Source organism: Streptomyces sp. NPDC087300, assembly GCF_044744425.1.
In the GTDB taxonomy this organism is placed as follows: domain Bacteria; phylum Actinomycetota; class Actinomycetes; order Streptomycetales; family Streptomycetaceae; genus Streptomyces.
In genome coordinates, this window is sequence record NZ_JBIUYI010000013.1 from 76,404 (window position 1) to 97,812 (window position 21,409).

The window sequence follows — 21,409 nt, forward strand, 5'->3', positions numbered from 1 at the left end:
CGGGGTCGGCCAGATCCCGGTCGAGGTCGCGGGAGAGGACGACGGCCAGGAGCTTGCGGGGCAGCGGGATCAGCTGTCCGTGGAAGACGTCCTCACGGAAGGCCCCTGCCTCGCCGGCCTCACCGAGGAGGGCGCGTGCGGAAGGGCCGGGGTCGCCCTGGAGCTCGGCGAAGGAGGTCCCGAGCAGCAGGGGCGCCGTCACCCCCGGCCGCAGGACGAGCAGCGGCACGTCGACGTCCGCCCGTGTCCCGCAGCCGGGGCAGTCGACCCAGCCGAGGCCGGGCCCCGGCGCCGCCAGGACGTCGGCGCGCTCGCGGGCGTCGACGACGCGCCACACCACGGCCGTACGCTCCTGGTCGCACCCGGCACAGCGCCACGCGTAGGTCACCCTCGCCGAGACCGCCATCCCGCCCCCTACTGACCCCCGCCGATCCGCGACAACAGCGCCGTGAACACCCGTCCGAGGGCCGCGTCCTTCATGGCCTTCTTATGGATGGTCAGGCTCCACTTGCCGCGCGTGTCCCGCTTCACGAGCACCTCGGTCTGCAGGAGCACGACGACGAGCACCGGCACCCCGACCGTCACGATCAGGGAACGCTCCCTCGGCGACCGTGCGAAGTCGGCCGCCTCGTTCACCGTACGCGCCATGTCCTCCCCCAGGGAGGCCGCGTACACCAGCGTGGCGCGCGCCAACTCCCCTTCAGAAGCTACCGGTTGGCCGGGGGTCAGATAGTCGGCGACATACCCGGCGTCGAGCGTTTCGCCCAACTCCGCTTCGCCCCAGTCGTACTGATGTGCCGCGTCGAGGAGACCGAGCTCCTCGACCACGACCGCGAGCGCCTGGACGGCGGCCTCGTCGGACAGTTCCCGGACGTCCTGCGTCAACTGATCCTGATCCAACTGGCCGCGTCCCCTCGTGCGTTACTTCACCGAACCCGCCGTGAGCCCCGACACCACATGCCGCTCGATGAACGCGAACAGCACGATGACGGGAACGATAGCTACCACGGACGCCGCGAACAGATAGTTCCACTGCACCGTGTAGTTGCCGATGAAGTTGTTGATGCCGACCGTCAGCGGCTGCTTGTCCGGCTCGGTGGTCAGGGTCAGGCCCATCACGAACTCGTTCCAGGACGTGATGAAGGTGAAGATCACGGCCGTCACCACGCCCGGCAGGGCCAGCGGCAGGGTCACCTTGATCATCGCGCCGAAGCGGCTGGTGCCGTCGACCATGGCGGCCTCCTCCAGCTCCGGGGGGATCGAGGAGATGTACGCCGTCAGGATCCAGACCGCGAAGGCGAGGTTGAACGCCGCGTTGGTGAGGATCAGGGTCCAGACCGAGTTGAGCATGTCCAGCTGGTGGAACTCCCGGTAGAGACCGACCAGGAGGGCCGTGGGCTGGAACATCTGGGTGACGAGCACGAGCAGCAGGAAGAGCTTGCGGCCCCGGTAGCGCATGCGGGCCGTGTAGTACGCGGCCGGCAGCGAGACGAGGAGGACCAGCAGCGTGGCGCCGCCCGCCACCAGGAGCGTGACCTGGAGGTTCTGGCCGAGGTCCGACTCCTTCCAGACGTCGATGAAGTTGGCCCACTCCAGGTTCTGGGGCAGGTACGTGCGGTCGCGCAGCTCTTCCTTGGGGCGCAGCGCGGTGACGATCATCTCCAGGTACGGCGCGAGGAAGATCGCCGCGAGGAGCCAGGCGAAGGCCGTGATGACCAGGGTGCGGGGGCGGAAGGTGCGCCGCGGCTTCTTGGGCCCGCCGTCCTTCCGGGGCGCGGGGCGGGTCGCCGTCGCGGTGGCCATCAGTCCTCCTCGTTCCACCGGCTGACCTTCAGGAAGATCAGCACGAGCACCACGACCATCAGGAAGTTGACGACCGACATGGCCGCGGACTCACCGATGTCGGTCTCCTTCAGCTTGTACATGAACACCATCGACGTGGAGGTGTCGTAGCCCGGACCGCCCTGGGTCATGGCCCAGATGATCGGGAAGGAGTTGAAGACGTTGATGAGGTTGATGACCACGCCGACGAGAAACGCGGGCCGCAGCATCGGCAGGGTGATGTGGCGGTACGTCTGCCAGGGTCCCGCCCCGTCGATGCGCGACGCCTCGTAGACGTCCTGCGGGATGGTCTGCAACCCGGCGAGCAGCGTGTACGTGGTGAACGGGAGCGAGACGAAGACGGCGACGGCCATCATCCACGGCCAGGCGGTCTCCGCCTTGCCGAGCCAGTCCTTGGAGCTGTCGATCAGACCGAGGTCCAGCATCAGGGTGTTGAGCACGCCCGCGGTCTGGTTGAGCATCCACTTGAAGCCGATGGCGGTCATCAGGACGGATGCCGCCCAGGGGGCGATGAGCGCCCAGCGGGTGATGCGGCGGCCGGGGAACTTCTGGTTGAACAGCTGGGCGAGGGCCAGCGAGAGCAGCATCGTCACGGTGACGACGACGACCGTCCACACCACCGTCCACGTGAGGACGGAGCCGAAGTCGCTCTCCTGGAAGAGCTTCTTGAACTTGTCGGTCCCGGCGCTGCCGCGCACCTTGCCGGCGATGGAGATGTTGAGGAACGAGGTACGGATCAGCTCGACGACGGGCCAGACGACCACGGCGAGGATCAGCAGGATGACGGGCGCGATCCAGGGCAGCGGACCAAGCCTGGCTATGCCGCTTCGGCGGCTGACCGGCCTGGGTGCGCGCCCGCCCCGTCCCCGGCCGGAACCGGCCGGGGACGGAGGGGCCTTCAGTGACACGAGGACTCCTTGCAACGGGCGCCCCGTAGGGGGCGTGGGGAACTGCGCGACCGGCCACGACGAACCCGAGGACGGTCGACGGTGCCTCGCGGCGCGGCGCTACTTGGCCTCGGCCGTCGCCGTCTCCGCCTTCTTCTGGAGGTCGCCGAGCACCTGCTTGGGGTTGTCGACGACGGCCTTGCCGCCGGTCTTCTTCATCTCGGCGGAGACGAGGTCCCAGGTGGTGTCGCCCAGCGGGTAGAACCTGGCCTGGGGCAGCACCTTGAAGAACGGCTCCAGGTCCTTGTGCTTGCCGCTGCTCTGCATGGTCTTCAGGGTGTCCTGGGTGACCGGCATCAGGTTGTACATCTCGTCGAACTGAAGCATCTTCTTGGAGTACGTGAAGTCCAGGAACTTCTTCACGCCCTCCTTCTCCGCGCCGCCGTCCTTGAACGCCATCATCCAGTCGGCCACGCCGAGCGTGCTGGCCAGCGGGCCCGTCTTGCCGGGGATGGGCGCGACGCCGTAGTCGACCTTGCCCTCCTTGGCCATCTGGATCAGGCTCGGGTGGCCGTTGAGCATGCCGACCTTGCCCGCCGCGAAGTCCGCGAAGGCCGTCTTGCGGTCCGTGGAGGCCGGGTTGGCGTACGTCAGGCCCGGCTTGACCAGGTTGGTCTTGAGCCAGTCGAAGGTCTCGACGTTCTTCGCGCTGTCGAGGGTGTACTTGCCGTCGGCGTCGGTGTAGCCGCCGCCGTTGCCGAGCTCCCACATGAGCGACTCGCCCTGGGTCTCCTCGGGGCCGAGCGGCAGCGCGTAGGGGGTCTCCGCGGCCTTCTTGGACTTGATCTTCTTGGCGTCGGCGGCGAGTTCGTCCCACGTCTTGGGCGGGGTCTTGATCCCTGCCTTCTTGAAGACTTCCTTGTTGTAGAACATCACGCGGCTGGAGGAGACCCACGGGATGCCGTACTGGGTGCCGTCGACCTCACCGGCCTTGGCGAAGGTGGGGATGAGGTTCTCGCGGGTCTTGGCGGACATCACCTCGTCCGCCTTGTAGAGCAGGTCGTCCGCGACCTTGTCGGCGTAGCCGCCGGTCTGGAGCAGGTCGGGCTCGTTGCCCGCCTGGATCATGTTCTTGACGGACTTGTCGATCTCGTTCCAGTTGATGACCTGGACGTCGACCTTGTAGCCCTTGTTCTCCTTCTCGAACTCCTTCTTGACGTCCGCCCAGTAGACCTTGGAGGCGTTGGACGCCTTGTCCCCGTAATCGGCCGCGACCAGCTTGATCGTCTTGCTGTCGCCGCTGTCGCTGTCGCCGCTGCAGGCGCTGAGTCCCATGGTCATGGCGAGCGTCGCCGCACCGGTGACGATTATTCGATTCCTCATTGCTGACCAACCCTTTGACATCGGTGTCGACTTGAACGCGGGCGCACATGCGCTCCCCCCGGCGGCGTGGCGCCGAGACTACTCGTCCTGTTTTTCCGCAACAGGCCTAGACCACTTTCGTAGCCAAGCTGAAATACCCCGCACCCGCGCTCACTTGATGGCGCCCGCGGTCAGACCGGCCTGGACCTGCCGCTGGAAGACCGCGTACACCACGAGCACCGGGACCATGGCGATGGTCAGACCCGCGAAGAGCGCGCCCCAGTCGCCCCGGTAGCCCTGCGAGACGGCCAGCGACGCGAGCCCCTGCGGCAGCACGTAGCTCTTCTCGTCCTCGTTGTTGAGCAGCAGCGGGAGCAGGTACTGGTTCCACTGGCCGAGGAAGTTGAAGATGCCGATGCTGACGAGCCCCGGCTTGGCCATCGGCAGCATGATCTGGAAGAAGGTCCGGGTGTGCGAGGCCCCGTCGACCATGGCCGCCTCCTGGACGCCGGTGGGCAGCGTACGGAAGAAGGAGGTCAGGAAGAACGTCGTGAAGGGCAGCGAGTACGCGATGTAGGCGATCATCAGGCCCGGCCTGGTGTCGAGGAGGCCGAAGTTCTCCATGACCGCGAAGAGCGGCACCAGGGCGAGGATGACCGGGAACATCATGCCGCCCGCGAAGAGCATGAAGACGACGCGGTTGCCCGGGAAGGTGAAGCGGGCGATGACGTACGCGGCCATCGAGCCGAGCAGCATGGTGCCGGTCAGCGAACCCGCCAGGATGATCAGCGAGTTGAGGGTGTACTGGCCGATGTTCGCCTTGTTCCATGCGTTGCTGAAGTTCTCCCAGTGGAAGGAGGAGGGCCAGCCCATCGGGTCGCTGAGGATCTCGGCCGAGGGGCGGAACGCGGTGAGCGCGACCCAGATCAGCGGCCCGGCGGCGAGGATCACCCACAGGACGAGGAAGGCGTGCGAGAAGACGTTCAGCGCGCCGCCCGCCTCGTTCTCACGGCGGGGCGCGGCGGAGGTCCCGGGGCGGGGCGCGGTGGTGGAGGTCGTGGTCATGATGCTGTGGCTCCCGCGGTCTCAGTATTCGATCCGGTCGCGGTTCCCGACCCGCATGACGATCAGCGAGAACGCCATGCTCAGGACGAGAAGGACGACGCCGATGGACGTGGCGTAGCCGTACTGGCCGTCCCTGAACCGTTCGTAGAGGAAGACCGGGGTCACCTTCAGTACGTGCGGGGGCACCATGACCAGGCAGATCGCGAAGGTGTCGAGCGCCTGGATGCCCATGTAGATCCAGCCGGTGCGCACCGCGTCCCAGATCAGCGGCAGGGTGACGCTGAAGAAGGTGCGGGCGCGGCCCGCGCCGTCCAGGAGCGCGGCCTCGTAGATGTCCTGGGGGACCGAGCCCATCGCCGCGGAGAACAGCACGACGTAGAAGCCGACGAAGCTCCAACTGATCACGATGAGCAGCGAGATCAGGCCGAGCGTCTCGTCGCCGCCGAGCCACGCGGGCCCGTTGACGCCGATCTTGTCGAGGCCGCCGTTGATCAGGCCGCTGTTGGTGTTGAAGACGCGTCCCCACACCACGGCGATGATGGCGACGGAGAGCACCTGCGGGAAGAAGTAGACGACCTTGTAGAGCGAGGAGCCCGCGACGCCCGCGATGGCCCGGCCCCTGCGGTGCCGGCCGCCCGAGGTGATCATGTAGGCGAAGAACATGCCGAGGACGAGGGTGATGACCGGCGCGATGACCAGGAGCAGCGTGCTGATCCGCAGGGAGTCCCAGAACCGTTCGTCGTTCCACATCTTCTGGTAGTTGTCGAACCCGACGAAGTTCGCCACCGGGCCGCCGGACCAGTCGGTGAACGAGTAGTAGATCGCCTGGAGGAAGGGCGAGATCACGAACAGCGCGTAGAACGCGAGCGGCACGGCGAGGAAGCCCACGATGAAGCGGTACTTGTCGAGCGTGCGGTAGCGCCGGTCGTAGCGGACGCGTTCGGGTGTGAAGCGGGGCGGCAGAACGATGGCCAGGGCGAACAACAGCCCGTTGGGCGGCTCGGGTTGTGCCCTCGGGCCCGCCTGCTTCTTCGGAGGTGGGGAATCGTCCACCCGGGTGTCGGTCTTCACTCTGCTCAGCCCCGCCCGCTCGTTCACGTCCCTACCGTGGATCAGGCCTTCTTGATCTTGTCGATGTCGGGGTCCTTGAGGATCCGGTCCGAGGCCTTCTGCATGGTGTCCATGGCCTGCTTGGCGCCGATCTGGCCCTGCATGAACTTGTGGATCATGTTGTTGAAGTCCTCGCGGAACAACTCGTTGTACCAGTCGAAGAACTTGGGGATGACGATGTTGTCCCCGGCCGCCTGGATCGCCGCGTGCGCGCTGGCCGTGCCCGAGGGGAGCTTCTGGCCGTCGATGGCGCCCTTGACGACGGGCATCGACCCGATCTCCTTGAACAGGTTGAGCGCGGCCTCCTTGCTGTACATCATCCGCATCCACTCCAGGCCGCCCTGGCGGTTCTCGGCCTTGGCCGGGACGATGAAGGGCTCACCCGCGGGGGCGTAGAGCGTGCCGAACGGCATCTTGTCGCCGGAGTCGAGCGACGGGGTGGCACCCACGGTCATCTCGAAGTCCTTGGGCGTGGTGTCCTTCGCCTCGTTCTCCACCCAGGAGCCGTCGGGCACGAAGACGCACTTGCCCTCCTTGGTCCAGGCGGTCTGCATCTCGGTGTGCGCCTCGGTGCCGTCGAAGCCGGTCAGCACGTACTTCTTGGCGACCAGTTCCTCCCACGCCTCGAAGACGTCCTTGACCGCGTCGTTCTTCCAGGCGCTCGGCTCCAGGTAGTCCATCGCCTCGATGACCTCGCGGCCGCCGCGCTGCGCGAACATCGCGTACATGCTGAAGAACATGTAGCGCGGGTGGCCGCCCGGGTAGCTCCAGCCGTGGATGCCCTTGGCCTTGGCCTTCTTGCAGACCGCGAGCATCGCGTCCCAGGTCTTCGGGTACTCCGAGTCGAGCCCCTGCTCGAGGAGCTTCTTGGAGTACCAGTTGCCGTACACCGTCAGGGCGATGTTGAGCTGGTAACACGCCTTGCCGCCGAAGCGGCCCATCTCCTCGACGATCGGCACCAGGGTCTCGCGCACGGTGACGTTCGGGTCGTCCCAACTGGGCGCGTCGAGCACCTCGGTGAGGTCGGCGACCTGCTTGTTGTGCACCAGCTTGCCCGGGTTCATCTGGTCGGCGCCTGAGTTGTTGACGACGTCCGCCGTGGGCTTGCCGCGGACGATCTTCGGCTGGACCTGGGTGGCGATCTTCTCGGTGGGCTTCTGCTCGGCGTCGGCCTTGGGGTACTTCTTGGCGTACATGTCCGTGACGAACTGGGCGTACTTGTCGCCGTATCCGCCGTTGAAGATGTAGACCGTGAGCCCCGCGTCCGTCTTCACGCCCAGCGGGTTCTTCTTGGACTTCTCGCCCTTCTCGGCCTTGTTCTCGTCGCCGCCCCCGCTGGCGCAGGAGCTGAGCGCGCCGACGGCCGGCACCGCGAGCAGCCCGGCGGCCGCCGCCCTCTTCATGACCTCACGACGGTTGACGCTGGTGGATCCCATGCTCAAGTCCTCGCTCTCCAGGACTCAGGCGGTGAACCGGACCCTCCCCGGCACCGCGGTGGTGTGAAGCTGGGGTCGTGCGGTGAAGCTCTGAAGCGCCGGGATCGGCGGTGGGGCAGGGCAGTTGGCCCGCAAAGACCCCCTGTTCCGACCCTTCTCGGGGCCGCGCCGTTCGAACGGCCACGCGGACGTGCGACAGGTATAGTCCACTTCCCTCCGGGTGGGCAAGATCGAATACATATTTGGCGGGCAGCCTTATCCGGGTTGAGACCTCACCGAAACCGCAGGCACGCGGAAGGGCCGCCCCCATTTCTGCGGGCGGCCCCTGCGGCGCTCGGGCGCCTGTTCCTACGGCGCGGGCGGGTCAGCTCACCCTGCGCAGGCCCCGGATGGCCGGGGCCGCCAACAGGCAGACACAGCCGAGGAATCCGGCCACCGTCGACACCGCGAGGACCTCGCGTCCGCCGAGGGTGTCCGATGCGGGACCCGCGAGGGCCCGGCCGAGCGGCTGCATCATGATCGACCCCGCCACGTCGTAGGCGTACACGCGGTTCAGCACGGCGGCGGGCACCTGGGTCTGCACCGTGGTCGACCACATCACGCCCCAGAAGGCGATCCCGACCCCGGCCGTGAAGTGCCCTGCCCCGATGACCAGGACGGACTGGTCGGCGGCCATCGCCCACGGCTGGAGGGGATAGGCGAGCATGGCGACGGCACCGGCCAGCAACTGCCGTTCGGGGCGCACCCGCAGGCCGATGAGCCCGCCGACGACCGTGCCCGCGCCGAAGGCAGCGGTCACCAGGCCGTACACCGAAGAGCCGTACTCGGGGATGATCAGCCCGGCGGCCAGCGGCAGGACGGGACCGTAGGCGATCAGGCCCCACAGGGCGAAGATCACGATCACGCCCCACAGCCAGGCCCGGGAACGGAACTCCTGCCAGCCGTCGCGCAGGTCCCGCACCATCGAGGTCCTGCTCTCCGCACCCGCGTCGGTCAGCGGCGCGAGGCGCAGCAGCAGCAAGGACACACCGCTGACCGCGAAGGTCCCCGCGATCACGCCGAAGACGGTGCCCGCCCCGGCGAAGGCGACGAGCACACCCGCGGCGGCCGGGCCGAAGAGCAGGGCCACCGCCTCGGCCACCCGCAGCACCGCGTTCGCGCGCTGCACGTCGGAGGCGACGCGCGGGACGGTGCTCGCCACCCCCGGCTGGAACATCGCGGTCGCGGCGCCGCCGACGGCCTGGAGCAGGCAGACCGCCCACAGCGCGGGGTTCCCCGAGGCGAAGGCGACCGCCATCACCGTCACGGTGACCACCCGCACGGTGTCGGCGCCGACCATCATCCGGCGCGGCGTGAACCAGTCGGCGAGGACCCCGCCGACCAGGACGAGGCCCGCGAAGGTCGCCATCCAGGCGCCCAGCGCGTAGCCGACCGCGCTGGTGCCGTGGCCCGCGGCGAGCAGCCCGGCCGAGAGCGCGACCGGCAGCATGCCGTCGGCGAGCGCGGCCATCACCCTGGCCGTGAAGTAGAGCCCGAAGTCCCTGGACCACAGCTCACGCCGCCGGGCGAGCGCGGTCTTCTCCCCCAGCGTCACCTGGTGTACTTCGGCACGTCCGCGTCGGCCGCGAGGCCGTCGGCGAGCCGCTGGCACTGCCGGCTCCACTCGTCGGGCGTCCACTCGCCGCTCATGAGCCGCGCGGTGGCGTGCCCGAGCGCGGTGTCGAACTCGCGGTACCAGAGGTGGAACATCAGGAAGTAGGTGTGCTTGCCCGCGGCGTCGAGCGCGGCCCGCGCCGATGCCAGCGCGGGTGTCAGGGGCACTCCGTCCGCGGCGCCGTCCACACAGGTCAGGGCGCCGGTCAGCTCGGTGAAGCGACGCGCCTGCGAGCGGGAGACCATGATGCGCAGCAGTTCGAGGCCGCCGCGGGAGTTGGCCGCGTCGGCCGGCACCAGGAAGGGCTCGGCGGCGACGGCCATGACGGCCTCCTGCGGGACGGTGGCATCGGCGGTGGCGCCGAGGGTGGGCGTCGGCGTGATGACCATGTCGAAGCCGTCCGGGGTGACGCCCCGCATCTCGTTGTCGAGCCAGGAGCCGCACGGGATGAACGCGGCCCTGCCGTGCACGAACTCGGCCTGCGCCTCCAGGTAGGTCAGCTTGTCCGTGCCGGGCAGGATGTATCCCTTGCGCACGAGCTCGTGCATGGCCTCGGCGGCCGCGAGGACGGGCTCGGTGCGCCAGGCGCCGGGGGCGAGGTTGTCGATGTCGCTCAGGACCCGGGCGCCGCCCTCCTTCATGGCCATCATGAGCAGCGACCGCAGCAAGGGGAGCAGATAGCTGCCGCCGTACGTCCACGGGGCGATGCCCGCCTTCTTGATCTCCGCGCAGAGGCCGAGCATGGCGTCCCAGGTGCGGGGGAACTCCCAGCCGTGGCGCGCGAAGAGGGCCGAGCTGTGGAAGAGCCCGTACACGTTGTAGGCGTAGTTGAGCGCGTAGCACGTGCCGTCGTACACGCCGATGTCGACGGTGCCGGGGAGCAGTGTCTCCTCGACCGTCCTCGTCGGGTCGTCCAGGGACGGCGCCGCCAGCAGCTCGGTGAGCGCCAGCAGCTTCCCGTCCCTGATCAGGGCCCCCTGGTCGAGCTGATTGGCACCGGCGGAGCTGACCAGGTCGGGCGGGTTCCCCCGCGCGAAGCGGGGCAGCAGCGCCTCGTCGATCGACTTGAGGCCGGTGTGGGTGAGGGTGGCCGAGGGGAACCGTTCCTGGTAGGCCCGCTCCGCCGCCACGATGAACGCGTCACCGTAACCGCCCTTGTGCACGGCCACTTCGAGCGGCGTGTCTGCCTTGGTACCCAGCGGATTCTGCACGCGCCTCGCTCCTTCGCACGGACCTCGACTTCCGATGGGCGATCCTGCCCGCCGCCTCAGGCGCGGGACAGATCATCGCCGAGGCCTGATGCGGCCATGGCACCAGTCGGCCACGGCGGCCGCTCACCCGCCGCCCAGGAGCCCGCGCACCTGCGCCGCGACTCCCGCCTCGAACCTGCTCGACACCCCGAGCCTGCCCATCAGGTCGGACATGGCCCGGCGCAGGGTGCGGGTGGAGATGCCCAGTTGGCGGGCGATGCCCTCGTCGGTCCTGCCCGCGGCGAGCAGCCGCAGGATGGCGTGGTGCTGGGGCGTGAGTTCGGTGTCGTCGCCGTCCGGCGCCTCCGGCCCGCTGCGCGGCACCGCCATGGCCCAGCAGAAGTCGAAGATCCCGCGCAGCAGGCGTACGACATGGGGGTCGCGGACCAGCAACAGCTGGATGGAGTCGGCGTCCGCCGTCGGCACCATCGCGATCGCGCCGTCCACCAGGATCATCCGGAACGGCAGCGTCGAGGCGAGCCTGAGCCGCACCCCCGCGTCCTGAAGTCCCTGGAGATGCCGGTCGGCGTAGGCCACCCGCGTCATGGAGAGCAGGTGGATGCTGCGCATGGTCACGCCGCGGGCGAGCACCCGTTTGTTGCGCCGCATGCCGGCGCTCAGCATCTCCAAGGGAGGCGTGTTCCCCGGATGCATGCTGATGATCTCCTGGGTGGCGAACGCCGTGGCGTCCTCCAGCACGGCGGAGACCCGCTCGACTCCCCGGATGACCTCGGTGCCCGCCGTCGCGCTCCGCTCCTGGAACTGTTCGAGCAGGCTCGCGGTGGCCACGTCCATCCGCTTGAGCAGCGTCTCGTTCTCCCGCATGCGGCCGACCAGTTGGGCCCGCTCACGTTCGATGAGCCGGGCGAGCACGGCCTCCGGCGTCGCTCCCGCGAGCCGGTACTCACCGCCCTTGGAGGAGATCAGACCGATGTCCTCCATGTTGCGTACGACCTGAAAGACGAACTCCAGTTCGACATTGAAATCCCTGGCGACCTGTTCCAGACGCCAGTCCGTCTCCCCAAGAGCCTGCCCGTAAAGATGCTTGGCCACTTCGCGCGTGACACTCGATCCCACGACCCCCTCCTGCCCCTGTGCCCACCGTACGACGGGTTCGGACTCATAGGTCTACACCACAGCTTTCGCCAGGCCAAGGGAGGAAACGAGGGCGAAAGCGACCCTCGGCAGGGCCGCTCTCCACGCCAAACGGGGCAACTCCTCCGAACTTCGCCGGAGGCGCACGACGAGCGAACGGCGGCGTCGGATCAAGAAAGGGACCGGGAGATCACCAGCCGCTGGATCTGGTTGGTGCCCTCGACGATCTGCAGGAGTTTCGCCTCGCGCATCCAGCGCTCGGCGGGAAAGTCCTTCGTGTAGCCGTAGCCGCCGAGCACCTGGACGGCGTCGGTCGTGACCCGCATGGCCATGTCCGTGGCGAACAGCTTCGCCTTCGCGGCCTCGGTGGAGAACCGCTCGCCGCTGTCCCGCAGCCGGGCCGCGCTCAGTACGAGGGAGCGGGCCGCCGCGACCTGGGTGGCCATGTCGGCGAGGAGGAAGCCGAGCCCCTGGAACTCGATGACCGGCTGCCCGAACTGCTCGCGCTCCTTGGCGTAGCCGACGGCGCAGTCGAGCGCGGCCTGCGCGAGGCCGACCGCGCAGGCCCCGATGCCGAGCCTGCCGATGTCCATCGCCCCCATGGCGAGCAGGAAGCCGCGGCCCGGTCTGCCGATCAGACGCTCGCGCGGCACCCGCGCCCCGTCGAGGACGATCTGGGCGGTGGGCGAGGCCGAGACGCCCATCTTCCGCTCAGGGGACTGCGGGAGCAGGCCCGGTGTGTCACCCGGCGCGAGCAGACAGGAGATCCCCGCGGGCCCCGAACCACCGGTCCTGCAATAGACGTTGTAGAAGTCGGCCACTCCGGCGTGCGACACCCAGGCCTTGGTGCCGTCGAGCACGTAGTCGTCGCCGTCGGCCACCGCCCGCGTGGTCATGGCGGCCGCGTCGGAACCGGCGGCCGGCTCGGATATGCAGTTGGCGCCGAGGAGTTCGCCGCCGAGCATGTCGGGGAGCAGCTCCTTGCGCAGGGCGTCACCGCCCGCGGCGTGCAGCGGGTGACAGGCGAGCGTGTGGATGTGGATGGACTGCGCGACACAGAGCCAGCGGGCCGCCAGGATCTCCAGGACGTTCAGATAGACCTCGAGCGGCTGTCCGCCGCCGCCGTACTCCTGCGGGTAGGGCAGTCCGAGGAACCCGGACCTGCCGAGCATCCGCAGCAGCTCCCTCGGGTACTCCCCGCGCTCCTCGAAGTCGGCTGCGCGCGGCGCCAGTTCGGCATCGGCGATCTCGGTGGCGAGGCCGATCAGCTGACGGGCCTCGTCGGTGGGCAGAAAGCGGTGAACGCGCACGTGGGTCTTCCTCGCAGTCGGATGGGTCGCCACTCGGCGGGCGGCGGGGCGGCGCGGTGGGGCGGGACGGGACGGGCGCGCCGGGGAGTCAGCCGCGCACGGACTCCGCCGCGAGCCGCTCGGACACCAGACGTTCGAGGACGACGGCCACCCCGTCGGCGTCGCAGTCGGGGGCGATCTCGTCCGCGTGGTGGCGCAGCTCCGGCGCGCCGTTCGCCATGAACACCCCGTGCCCCGCCCAGCGGATCATGTCGATGTCGGCGGCGGTGTCCCCGAAGGCCGCGACCTCGTCGGCCCGGATGCCGCGGCGCTCACACAGCCCGCGCAGCGTGTCCACCTTGCCCACGCCAGGCGCGACCAGATCGACGAACCCGTCGCCGAAGTGGGCGATCTCCACCTGGCCCGCCAGCGCGTCGAGGAGGAACTCCGGCCGCTCGCGGCCCAGTTCGGGACCGACGGCGAAGAGCTTGAGCACCGGCTGGCCGATCTCCTCGGGGCTGCCGCGGTAGGACTCGCCGAGCAGCGGCGGCCGCGAGTAGGCCGGCTCGTAGCCGAGCGGGCCGCTCTCCGGCACCCAGGCGAGTTCGAGCCCGGGAAACTCCCGCTTGATCCGGACCGCCACCTCGGCCACGGTCCGCGGGTCGATCGAGCGCGCCCACGTCAGCCGGCCCGAGGGGAATTCGTGGACCGCCGCGCCCAGACAGCACACCGCCTCGCCGACCAGGGCGAGGTCGGGGTAGTGGTCGAGCGCCGCCAGGTGCCTGGCCGTCACGAACACGGTCTCGATCCCGGCGCCCCTGGCCGCGTCGAGCGCGGCCCTGCTCCGCCCGGAGAGCGTCAAGTCGGACGCGAGGAGCGTCCCGTCCAGATCGATCGCCGCCAGCCTGCACACGGACACGCCGACCTCCTTCACGATGTCATCGATGCCGTTGATGCTCTTGATGCCGTACATGCCGTCGTCGGAATCGGCCGGTCAGAACACGCTCCTGAGCCGGATCTCGGGGTTCTCTGTGGCCTTGCCGAGCAGCCTGTGCAGATCGGCCATGAAGGCGCCCGCCCAGCCCGCCGAGTACCGGTCGCCCCGGTAGCGCAGCTCCAGGGTCATGCCGTCGCTCAGCTCGTACCCGATGATCCGCAGGCCGCCGCGCGGCACCTCGGGGTTGGGGATCGTGACCACCCGCACCGCCAGACCGGGCGGCGGTGCGAGCGGCTCCTGCGCGGTCTCCAGGAGGTCGAAGTCGAAGTTCATGTACGACGGCGTCGCCTTGGGGTCGCGGTAACGGGCCCCGTACAGCGGCGAACCGATCTCCTTCATGATCAGCGAGTGCGGGATGCGCTGGTGCCGCAGGGCGTTCCACAGGGTCCGCGCGTCCAGCGCGACGAGTTCGCGGAAGGTGTTGTCGCGGTCGAAGACCGTCCGCAGCGTGGCCACCGTGGCGAGGTATCCGACGGTCTGCTGGGTCTCGGGGCGCGACCGGTTGGCGAGCGAGCCGAACGTGGCCACGTCCGCGGCGCGTTCCTCGCCCACGCTCTCCCGCCGGTGCTGCCACATCGTGGCCTTGACCGCCGCGGACACCACCGCGGTGACGCTGGTGTTCTCCTCCCGTGCCAGCTTCCGCACCGCCTCGGTCAGCGGGGCGCCCAACGACCGGGGCAGCTTGACGAGTTCGGGGGTGCGCGGCGCACCGGCCATCGCCGGATCCACCAGGCCGGAGGCCGGGATCGCGTCGATTCCGTCGAGCTGCTTGCGCCAGTAGCCCACGAGCCGGTCCAGCGCCTTGCCGCTGAGGTACGCGCGCTCCCAGGCCGCGAAGTCGGGGAACTGCACGGGGACGAGCGGCAGTTCGGCGTCCCGCCCGGCGGCGAACGCCGTGTACGCGGCCAGGATGTCGTCGATCATGAGCCGTACGGACCAGGCGTCGATGACGACGTGGTCCATGGCGAGGCAGAGGACGTGGCAGTGCTCGTCGACACGGGCGACCGCGGCCCTGAACAGCGGCCCCTTGGCCAGGTCGTAGTCCCGGCAGGCGTCCTGGGACAGTCGGCGCAGTCCGTCCCGCAACCGTTCCCCGGCATCCGCCCCCGTCGCGTCGAAGACGCGCAGTTCCGTGCCCGAGTCGGGCGCCACGCTCAGCCGGTGTCCGGCCTCCACCACGGGGAAGGTCAGCCGCAGCGCCTCGTGGCGCGCGGTGAGCAGGCCGACGCACCGCTCCAGGAGCCCGAGGTCGAGCGGGCCGTCGAACCGTACGCCGACGGCGATCTTGTTGTTCACCAGCTGCACATGGCGGCCGGTCTCCAGGCGCTCCTCCTGCGTGAAGGAGACGGGCATGAGCTCGGTGCGCGGAACCGGAGTGACCTCCAGTGGCGCCGCTGCGTGCGTGGTCATCGCGTCCTCGCTGTCGTGTCGTGGGCGTGTCGCGGGCCGGTCGGCCGGAAGTCGGGGGCGTACCGCGGGCCGGTCGGCCGGAAGGGGAACGCGCGGTCGCCGCGTGCCGTGCGCGGCACGGAGAGCACGCGGATCGAGCGCGGCGGGGCGTCCGCGCAGGAGACCGCGACCGCGGCGGCCTCCCCCGCGGTGCGCGGCAGGCTGCGCCAGAGGTGTCCGGCCCATCGCCCGTACCGCTGGAACACCGGGACGGGCACCCGCCCCGGCGCCCAGCGCACACCGTCGCCCGTCGCCTTCAGGCACGCCTCCTGGACGGTCCAGATCGCGCCGAAGGCCCTGGCCCGCGCCTCGGGGCGCAGGGCGGCGACCCGCTCCCTGTCGGCCGGAAGGCAGCTGCGCAGGACGAGGCCCGGCGTCGGGCAGGCCGGCGGTTCGACGTCGACGCCGACCGCGCGGCCCGGTGCGACCGCCACCACGAGCAGGCGCCTGCTGTGCGCCACGCTGATGCCGACCGCCGGGGCGCCCGTCAGGAGCGGCTTGCCCCGGAGCGAACGGGCGATGCGGGAGGCGCCCGCCGTCCGGCCCAGCGACCTGCGCAGCGCCCAGCGCAGCAGCGCCCTGCCGTCCTGGAACTCCTGGGACCGCAGCGGCGGCAGCCCGTCGGCCTCCGCCAGGTCGGCCGCGGTGAGGAAGCGCCGCGGGGCGGGTCCTCGACCGCGTTCGGCCACCGCGATCAGCACGTCGTGGCGGCCGAACTCGGGTGCTCTGCGGGCGCCCCCGCCGGGGCGCGCACCGCTCACGCCGTGAGCCATTCGGCGCTCTGCGGCCACACCCGCTGGACGCGCCGGACCGCGTAGTCCCAGTAGGAGCGCACGGACAGGTCCGCGTAGATGAAGTCCTGCTTGAGGGCGACGTCCCGTTCCGTGCTGTGCGCGTAGGCGACTCCCGTGCTCTGCGCGAGGAGTTGGAGACGGCAGGCCCGTTCGAGGACCTGCGCGAACACCGCGGCGTGCCGCACGCTCTTGCCGGTGACCACGCCGCCGTGGTTGCGCATCAGGGCACCGTGTCCCGTACCGATCGCCTCCGCGATCAGCTCGCCCGTCCCGATGTCCAGGACGGTGTTGCTCGTCTCGGTGAACAGACCGAGCCTGCCGACGAAGTACGCGCCCTCGTGCGACACCGGACGGAGCGTCAGATCGGTGGTGCCGAAGACCAGGGTGTGCGGGGCGTGGCTGTGGACGATGGCGTTGACGTCCGGACGGCGCCGGTAGATCGCCTGGTGCAGCGGGAGTTCGGGCGGCGCCAGCTTCGGCGCGGGCGCCTCGTGGTCCACGGCGGCGAGGACGATCTGGTCGGGCGTCGCCTCGTCGAACCCGCACAGCGCGTTCTTGATGTAGAAGGTGTCGCTGCCCGGCAGACGCGCCGATATCTGGCCCTGGTTGAAGTCGTCGTGCCCGTCCAGGGACAGCATGCGCGCGCCGAGGGCGATCTGTGCGCGCAGCCTGCGGTGCGCGGGAGAGGTGCCCGGCACGGGCGGGGCGGCCGCGGCGCTCCGGCCGGCCGGGGCGCGGCCCGGTTCCGCGTCCTGCTGGATCAGCTCTGGCATCGTTCTCGCTCCCGCGCGCTGTGCGCCAACTCGTCGAATACGGCGGATACGTCGGTGATCCCCGGCGGCCCGCCCACGGCCCAGCGGGCGGCCGCGAGGGCGCCGAAGGCCGCGGCGTCGAGCGAGGCCACGGAGTGACGGACCGTCAGACTCTCGGCCCGCCAGGCGAATTGCACCTCGTGGTCGCTCACCGGGCCCCCGGCGCGCCGCGAGTCGACGCTCGCGGCCGGGTGGCCGGACGCCTCGCGCCACGCGTCGGCGAGCCGCACGGCCGACGCGCTGGGGCGGTGGGCCTTGGTGACCGGGTGGCGCTCCCAGACCGTCGCCTCCGGCGGCTGGGCGCCGATGGGGTGCAACGCGCCGACCAGACGCACCAGTTGTCGTTGGACGTGATGTCCGAGGGACAGGTTGGGCGCCCGCACCACCGGCACCCGGGTGGCCAGTTCACCGAGCGCCGTCCACTGCGCGGCGCTGAGGTTCGAGACGCATTCGACCAGGGCGGTGCCCTGCTGTGCGCAGTGGTCGAGCAGGGCGGGCTGGGCTTCGGGGGCGCTGGCGTCGATCAGGACGGGCGGCGCGTGGTCCCCGGTGGGCCATTCGCCCCAGCGGCCGATCTCCACGACCCGTAGCCCCTGCTCCTGGGCCGCCCGCGCCACCGCCCGGCCGAGCCGGCCCAGACCGAGGACTCCGATGCGGGTGAGCGCACCCTGACCCGAGCCGTCGTGCGGCCCTCCTGACACGCCGCCGTACGGCCCTCCTGACGCGCCGCCGGGGTCCCCGCTCACGCGCCCGGTTCCGAGCTCTCCGCGATCAGCCCGAGGATGCCGTCGACGGACGAGAAGCGTTCGGTGTCGGCCTCGGGGTCGAGATAGACGCCCAGGTCGTTCTCGATGGCGTCGATCAGACGCATGTAGGACAGGGACGAATAGTTGAGGGCGGTCAGCGAGTACTCGGCCTTCTCCAGGTCGGCGAGGCTGAGCTCACCGTCCCCCGAGTCGATGACGAGGCGCATGAGCTGACCGCGCAGGTCGGTGCTGGTGGTCACTGAGGGTCCTCCGGGTTCTCGAAGAGTCGGCGTAGTGCGGTCAAGGACGGCTTTCCGGTCGATCCGCAGGGGATCCGGGGCACCGAGCGCAGCAGGGCGGGGGCCTTGTAGGGGGCGAGGCGCGCGGCCACGTGCCCGCGCAGCACGGCGTCCGTCACCCCGGTGTCGCCCACGTAGACCGCGGCCACCACGGGGTCGCCGCGCCGGTCCGCGGCTTCGAGCACCACGGCGTCGCGCACACCGGGGACTTCGCGCAGCACGGCGCCGACCTCGACCGGGTCGATCTTGCGTCCCGCGACATTGATCATCCGGTTGGTGCGGCCGGTCAGCACGAGGCCGTCGGCCCCGAGGTAGCCGGTGTCCCCGGTGCGGTAGAAGCCCGCCTCGTCGAGCCGGGACTCGAAGACGCCGGGTGCGTTGAGGTACCGGGAGCCCATCGACTCGCTGCGCACCGTGATCGCGACGGGCCGCTCCGCGCTCTCCCCGGCGCGCAGCGTCACTCCGGGCAGCGGGACGCCGAGCCCGGTGCTCCCGCCCGCGCCTGTCCCCGCTGCGAAGGTGAGCGGTCCCGTCCCCGCTGCGAAGGTGAGCGGTCCCGTCTCCGCCGTGCCGTAGTAGTCACTGACCGGCACGCCGGTCAGTTCGGTGAAGCGGGCCCTGACCTCGGGCCGCAGCGGGGCGGCCGAGGAGATCGCGAGGTTCAGCCGGCGGACGGCCGCCGCCGTGCCCGGGTCGCCGCTCCCGCGCCGCACCACGGACTCGTACAGGGCGGGGAAGCCCACGAGCCTGCTCGCCCCGGTCTTCTCCAGGAGCCGCGTGACGCGTCCCGCGGTGGGCAGCCCCTGGCTCAGGTGCAGCCGCGCGCCGACGAGGAAGGCGGACAGGAGCGAGGTGTTGAAGGCGAGGCCGTTGGAGAGCGCGGCGAAGCACGCGATGCCGTCCGACCGCGTCAGGCCGGTGCCCTCGGTCCAGTTGCGCGCGGCCCGTTCGACGGCCCGCGCCGAGAATTCGATGCAGCTCGGCCTGCCGGTCGAACCGGAGGTGAACCGGCACACCTCGGTGTCGGGCAGCAGCTCGGGGCGCGGCCCCCCGCCCCGCACCCGGGTCAGGCGCAGCCCTTCGACGGCGCCCACGGCCTCGGTGTCGGCCCCGGGCAGCTCCGGCGGGCCCGGCACGTCGTCGTGCAGCAGGAGATCGAGCCCGCAGTCCTCGACGATCATGCCGAGTTCCGTGGCGCCCAGGGACGCGTCGATCAGAAAGGGAACACATCCGCTGCGCAACAGCGCGACATACGCCGTCACATATCCGACGGAGTTGGCCGCCTTGATTCCCACCCGCGTTCCTTCGCGCGGCGCGCCGTGCGGAAACAGCGCCTTCTCCGCCACGCGGGAACGGCCGTCGAGGGCTTCGTACGTCACCGTGGCGAAGGAGTCCGTCAGGGCTACGCGCCCCTTGTGCTCACGCAGCGCTTCGGTGAAGAGATCGGCAAGCACGGTCGTCACCTCTCATTCTGCGCGTAGGCAACATGCAGGCGGTCGAGTTTCATGGCACCGGAAACACCGGGAACACCGGAAACATCGGAATCCGGCGCCGACGTGCCGATCACGAGGACGTAGAGGACTTCTTCGTCCGCGGCGAGATCGGCCACGGCCCGCCATCGTGCGGAGTCGAAGCCGCCGATGGCGGTAATCGACAACTCGGCCTCGGCGGCGCCCAGATAGAGCAGGTGGCCCAGTGCCCCGGCCCGGAACAGCACCCGGTCGATGCCGCTCGGCCCGTCCCTCAGGAGCTCCTGGCGCCGCGCGTGCAGCAGCACGAAACCCGCCGCGTGCCGCAGGTGGTCCTGGCCCATGCAGATCTCGACGAGTTCCTCGTCGGTGACCGCCGTCGGCGCGAGACCGGGGCCGGCCGCGCCGGTGCCGGTGCCGGCGCCGGCGCCGGTCAGACCGATGCTGCCGACGCCGAGGCCCGTGACGTCCCTGGCCACCAGCGTGGCCCGGACCGGGTCACCGCCCGGCAGGTCGGTGCGCAGCTCGGCCCGCATCGCCGAAAGCACCACCCCGAGGTCGTGCCGGGACACGGCCCCCTTGGTGAACGTCTTCGCGGACCTGCGCCGGGCCGCGAGCCCCGTCCTGCTCTCTCCGGAGGCGAAGGGGCGGCCACCGAGCAGCTCCGAGGCCCTGCTGACCAGCGGTTCGGGGACGACCTCCGAGTCGGCGGGCCGACCGCGCTCCCGGAAGGGTCCGATCAGCCCCCAACATGCCTGCTCCAGCCAGGACACCGGGGCGAAGGCGGCGCCCCCGCGGGTCTGCGACCAGCCGTCCCGACCGGTGTCGGGGCCGGTTCCGGTGCCGTGACCGGCGTCGGGGCCGCGCCCGCCCCTGCCCGCCCCGACGGTGAGCACCGAGTGGATGAAGCGGCAGTGGCGGTCGAGACCGAGGAGCGCGGCGAGCGGTCCCGTGTCGAGCCGGGTGCGCAGCGCGGCCCGCTCGTCGGCGTCCGCCGCGAGGCCGAGCAGATGGACCGCGAAGTGGGCGGCGTCGAGCTGGGTGTAGAGGTAGCCGCGGTCGCCGTACTTGCGGATGGACAGCCACGGGCGGGCCACCACGAGCAGCAGCGCGCCGCCTTCGGGAACCGCAAGACCGCTCTCGTCCAGGGCCCGTCCGGTCTCGGGCCCCTCGGTGAGCAGGGCACACGTCCTGCGCACCGGGTCGGCGGCGAACACCGCGGCGCCGGTGCCCGTGCCCGTGACGACCAGGCATTCGTACGGATGCAGCGCGCCCGCGGAGGGCGCGGCGGGCATCCCGGCCCGGCCGCCGTGCCAGGCCGCCTCCAGGAGCCGCAGCGCGGGCCCGAGCCCCGCGGGGGCCGCGCGCGGGGACGGCGCGCGGCGGGCCGGGGCGGTCAGCATCATGCGGTCCCAGAAGGCGGCCGCGGACGGGCCCTCCGCGGGGCCGGGGCGCGTGGCCTCCCAGGTTCTGTCGCCGCCTTCTGCCAGAAGCATTTCCACGGACTTCAACCGCCGATCCTCTCCCGTTGAAAGACACAGCCGAAAGACACAGTCGAATGACATCGATTCCGTGAGCAGCCGGGGAGACGACACCTCGGCATACGTCAGGGAGCGGACGTCTCAACCCCAGATCAGGTCCTTCTCCGGCCCGTCGGCGGCCACTTGGACGGACCGGGTCTCCGCCTTCGGCGTATCGGTTTCGGCCTTCGCCACGGGCCCGGCGACCAGCAGCCCGAGGAGTACGGCCAAAGAGAATCCGGTCATTTTCTGCTTTGTGCGAAGTGTTCCGTTCACAGTTCTACTGCTCCCCCACCGAACAATTGATGCACGTAGAAAGGACACACGAAGAGA

The 21,409-nt window shown here is 70.3% G+C and carries 20 protein-coding genes; all 20 read right to left on the bottom strand.

Annotation, left to right across the window (positions count from 1 at the left end):
* Nucleotides 1-414: 414 nt before the first annotated feature.
* Nucleotides 415-885, bottom strand: a complete 471-nt coding sequence (locus ACIO9J_RS39045) for a hypothetical protein (protein WP_402009897.1) — start codon at nucleotides 883-885, stop codon at nucleotides 415-417.
* A gap of 36 nt (nucleotides 886-921) precedes the next feature.
* Nucleotides 922-1,803, bottom strand: coding sequence for a carbohydrate ABC transporter permease (locus ACIO9J_RS39050; protein WP_402009899.1), 882 nt, complete (start codon nucleotides 1,801-1,803; stop codon nucleotides 922-924).
* Entirely contained in the window at nucleotides 1,803-2,750 is a 948-nt protein-coding gene (locus ACIO9J_RS39055) for a carbohydrate ABC transporter permease (RefSeq protein ID WP_402009901.1), read from the bottom strand. Before ACIO9J_RS39055 ends, ACIO9J_RS39050 begins: the two co-directional genes overlap by 1 nt.
* Before the next feature lie 99 nt (nucleotides 2,751-2,849).
* On the bottom strand, nucleotides 2,850-4,112 hold the full coding sequence (locus tag ACIO9J_RS39060; protein WP_402009903.1) for an extracellular solute-binding protein: 1,263 nt from the start codon (nucleotides 4,110-4,112) through the stop codon (nucleotides 2,850-2,852).
* Between the two features lie 150 nt (nucleotides 4,113-4,262).
* Nucleotides 4,263-5,156, bottom strand: coding sequence for a carbohydrate ABC transporter permease (locus tag ACIO9J_RS39065; protein WP_402009905.1), 894 nt, complete (start codon nucleotides 5,154-5,156; stop codon nucleotides 4,263-4,265).
* A gap of 21 nt (nucleotides 5,157-5,177) precedes the next feature.
* Entirely contained in the window at nucleotides 5,178-6,119 is a 942-nt protein-coding gene (locus tag ACIO9J_RS39070; protein ID WP_402010037.1) for a carbohydrate ABC transporter permease, read from the bottom strand.
* Between the two features lie 149 nt (nucleotides 6,120-6,268).
* Complete coding sequence (gene ngcE, locus ACIO9J_RS39075; protein ID WP_402009906.1) at nucleotides 6,269-7,702, bottom strand: N-acetylglucosamine/diacetylchitobiose ABC transporter substrate-binding protein; 1,434 nt, start codon at nucleotides 7,700-7,702, stop codon at nucleotides 6,269-6,271.
* 364 nt (nucleotides 7,703-8,066) lie between these two features.
* Nucleotides 8,067-9,296 carry an MFS transporter gene (locus ACIO9J_RS39080; protein WP_402009908.1) on the bottom strand — a complete coding sequence of 410 codons (1,230 nt, stop codon included), beginning with the start codon at nucleotides 9,294-9,296 and terminating at the stop codon, nucleotides 8,067-8,069.
* Nucleotides 9,293-10,567, bottom strand: a complete 1,275-nt coding sequence (ngcE, locus tag ACIO9J_RS39085) for an N-acetylglucosamine/diacetylchitobiose ABC transporter substrate-binding protein (protein WP_402009910.1) — start codon at nucleotides 10,565-10,567, stop codon at nucleotides 9,293-9,295. Before ngcE (ACIO9J_RS39085) ends, ACIO9J_RS39080 begins: the two co-directional genes overlap by 4 nt.
* A gap of 123 nt (nucleotides 10,568-10,690) precedes the next feature.
* Nucleotides 10,691-11,683, bottom strand: coding sequence for a LuxR C-terminal-related transcriptional regulator (locus ACIO9J_RS39090; RefSeq protein WP_402009912.1), 993 nt, complete (start codon nucleotides 11,681-11,683; stop codon nucleotides 10,691-10,693).
* A 188-nt stretch (nucleotides 11,684-11,871) separates the two neighbouring features.
* Nucleotides 11,872-13,011, bottom strand: coding sequence for an acyl-CoA dehydrogenase family protein (locus tag ACIO9J_RS39095; protein ID WP_402009914.1), 1,140 nt, complete (start codon nucleotides 13,009-13,011; stop codon nucleotides 11,872-11,874).
* Nucleotides 13,012-13,099: 88 nt separating this feature from the next.
* A complete protein-coding gene (locus ACIO9J_RS39100; RefSeq protein WP_402009915.1) occupies nucleotides 13,100-13,963 on the bottom strand; it encodes an HAD family hydrolase in 864 nt (287 codons plus the stop codon).
* Nucleotides 13,964-13,984: 21 nt separating this feature from the next.
* A complete protein-coding gene (locus tag ACIO9J_RS39105) occupies nucleotides 13,985-15,397 on the bottom strand; it encodes a condensation domain-containing protein (RefSeq protein ID WP_402009916.1) in 1,413 nt (470 codons plus the stop codon).
* Nucleotides 15,394-16,197 (bottom strand): 4'-phosphopantetheinyl transferase family protein, encoded by an 804-nt coding sequence (locus ACIO9J_RS39110; RefSeq protein ID WP_402009918.1) that lies wholly within the window; start codon nucleotides 16,195-16,197, stop codon nucleotides 15,394-15,396. Before ACIO9J_RS39110 ends, ACIO9J_RS39105 begins: the two co-directional genes overlap by 4 nt.
* Complete coding sequence (locus ACIO9J_RS39115; RefSeq protein WP_402009920.1) at nucleotides 16,194-17,003, bottom strand: class II aldolase/adducin family protein; 810 nt, start codon at nucleotides 17,001-17,003, stop codon at nucleotides 16,194-16,196. The genes ACIO9J_RS39110 and ACIO9J_RS39115 overlap by 4 nt, the downstream gene beginning before the upstream one ends.
* Nucleotides 16,991-17,743, bottom strand: a complete 753-nt coding sequence (locus ACIO9J_RS39120) for a dihydrodipicolinate reductase C-terminal domain-containing protein (RefSeq protein WP_402009922.1) — start codon at nucleotides 17,741-17,743, stop codon at nucleotides 16,991-16,993. The genes ACIO9J_RS39115 and ACIO9J_RS39120 overlap by 13 nt, the downstream gene beginning before the upstream one ends.
* Before the next feature lie 41 nt (nucleotides 17,744-17,784).
* Nucleotides 17,785-18,048: a hypothetical protein gene (locus ACIO9J_RS39125; protein WP_402009924.1), complete on the bottom strand. Its 264-nt coding sequence runs from the start codon at nucleotides 18,046-18,048 to the stop codon at nucleotides 17,785-17,787.
* Entirely contained in the window at nucleotides 18,045-19,541 is a 1,497-nt protein-coding gene (locus tag ACIO9J_RS39130; RefSeq protein WP_402009926.1) for a class I adenylate-forming enzyme family protein, read from the bottom strand. The genes ACIO9J_RS39125 and ACIO9J_RS39130 overlap by 4 nt, the downstream gene beginning before the upstream one ends.
* A 5-nt stretch (nucleotides 19,542-19,546) precedes the next feature.
* On the bottom strand, nucleotides 19,547-21,052 hold the full coding sequence (locus tag ACIO9J_RS39135) for a nitroreductase family protein (protein ID WP_402009928.1): 1,506 nt from the start codon (nucleotides 21,050-21,052) through the stop codon (nucleotides 19,547-19,549).
* Nucleotides 21,053-21,178: 126 nt separating this feature from the next.
* Entirely contained in the window at nucleotides 21,179-21,322 is a 144-nt protein-coding gene (locus ACIO9J_RS39140; RefSeq protein WP_402009930.1) for a hypothetical protein, read from the bottom strand.
* Nucleotides 21,323-21,409: the final 87 nt, after the last annotated feature.

Coding starts and splice junctions, on each gene's coding strand:
- ACIO9J_RS39050 (WP_402009899.1), bottom strand. CDS start 1,803: ATGGCCACCGCGACGGCGACCCGCCCCGCGCCCCGGAAGGACGGCGGG.
- ACIO9J_RS39060 (WP_402009903.1), bottom strand. CDS start 4,112: ATGAGGAATCGAATAATCGTCACCGGTGCGGCGACGCTCGCCATGACC.
- ACIO9J_RS39065 (WP_402009905.1), bottom strand. CDS start 5,156: ATGACCACGACCTCCACCACCGCGCCCCGCCCCGGGACCTCCGCCGCG.
- ngcE (WP_402009906.1), bottom strand. CDS start 7,702: ATGGGATCCACCAGCGTCAACCGTCGTGAGGTCATGAAGAGGGCGGCG.
- ACIO9J_RS39100 (WP_402009915.1), bottom strand. CDS start 13,963: ATGTACGGCATCAAGAGCATCAACGGCATCGATGACATCGTGAAGGAG.
- ACIO9J_RS39105 (WP_402009916.1), bottom strand. CDS start 15,397: ATGACCACGCACGCAGCGGCGCCACTGGAGGTCACTCCGGTTCCGCGC.
- ACIO9J_RS39115 (WP_402009920.1), bottom strand. CDS start 17,003: ATGCCAGAGCTGATCCAGCAGGACGCGGAACCGGGCCGCGCCCCGGCC.
- ACIO9J_RS39135 (WP_402009928.1), bottom strand. CDS start 21,052: ATGCTTCTGGCAGAAGGCGGCGACAGAACCTGGGAGGCCACGCGCCCC.
- ACIO9J_RS39140 (WP_402009930.1), bottom strand. CDS start 21,322: ATGACCGGATTCTCTTTGGCCGTACTCCTCGGGCTGCTGGTCGCCGGG.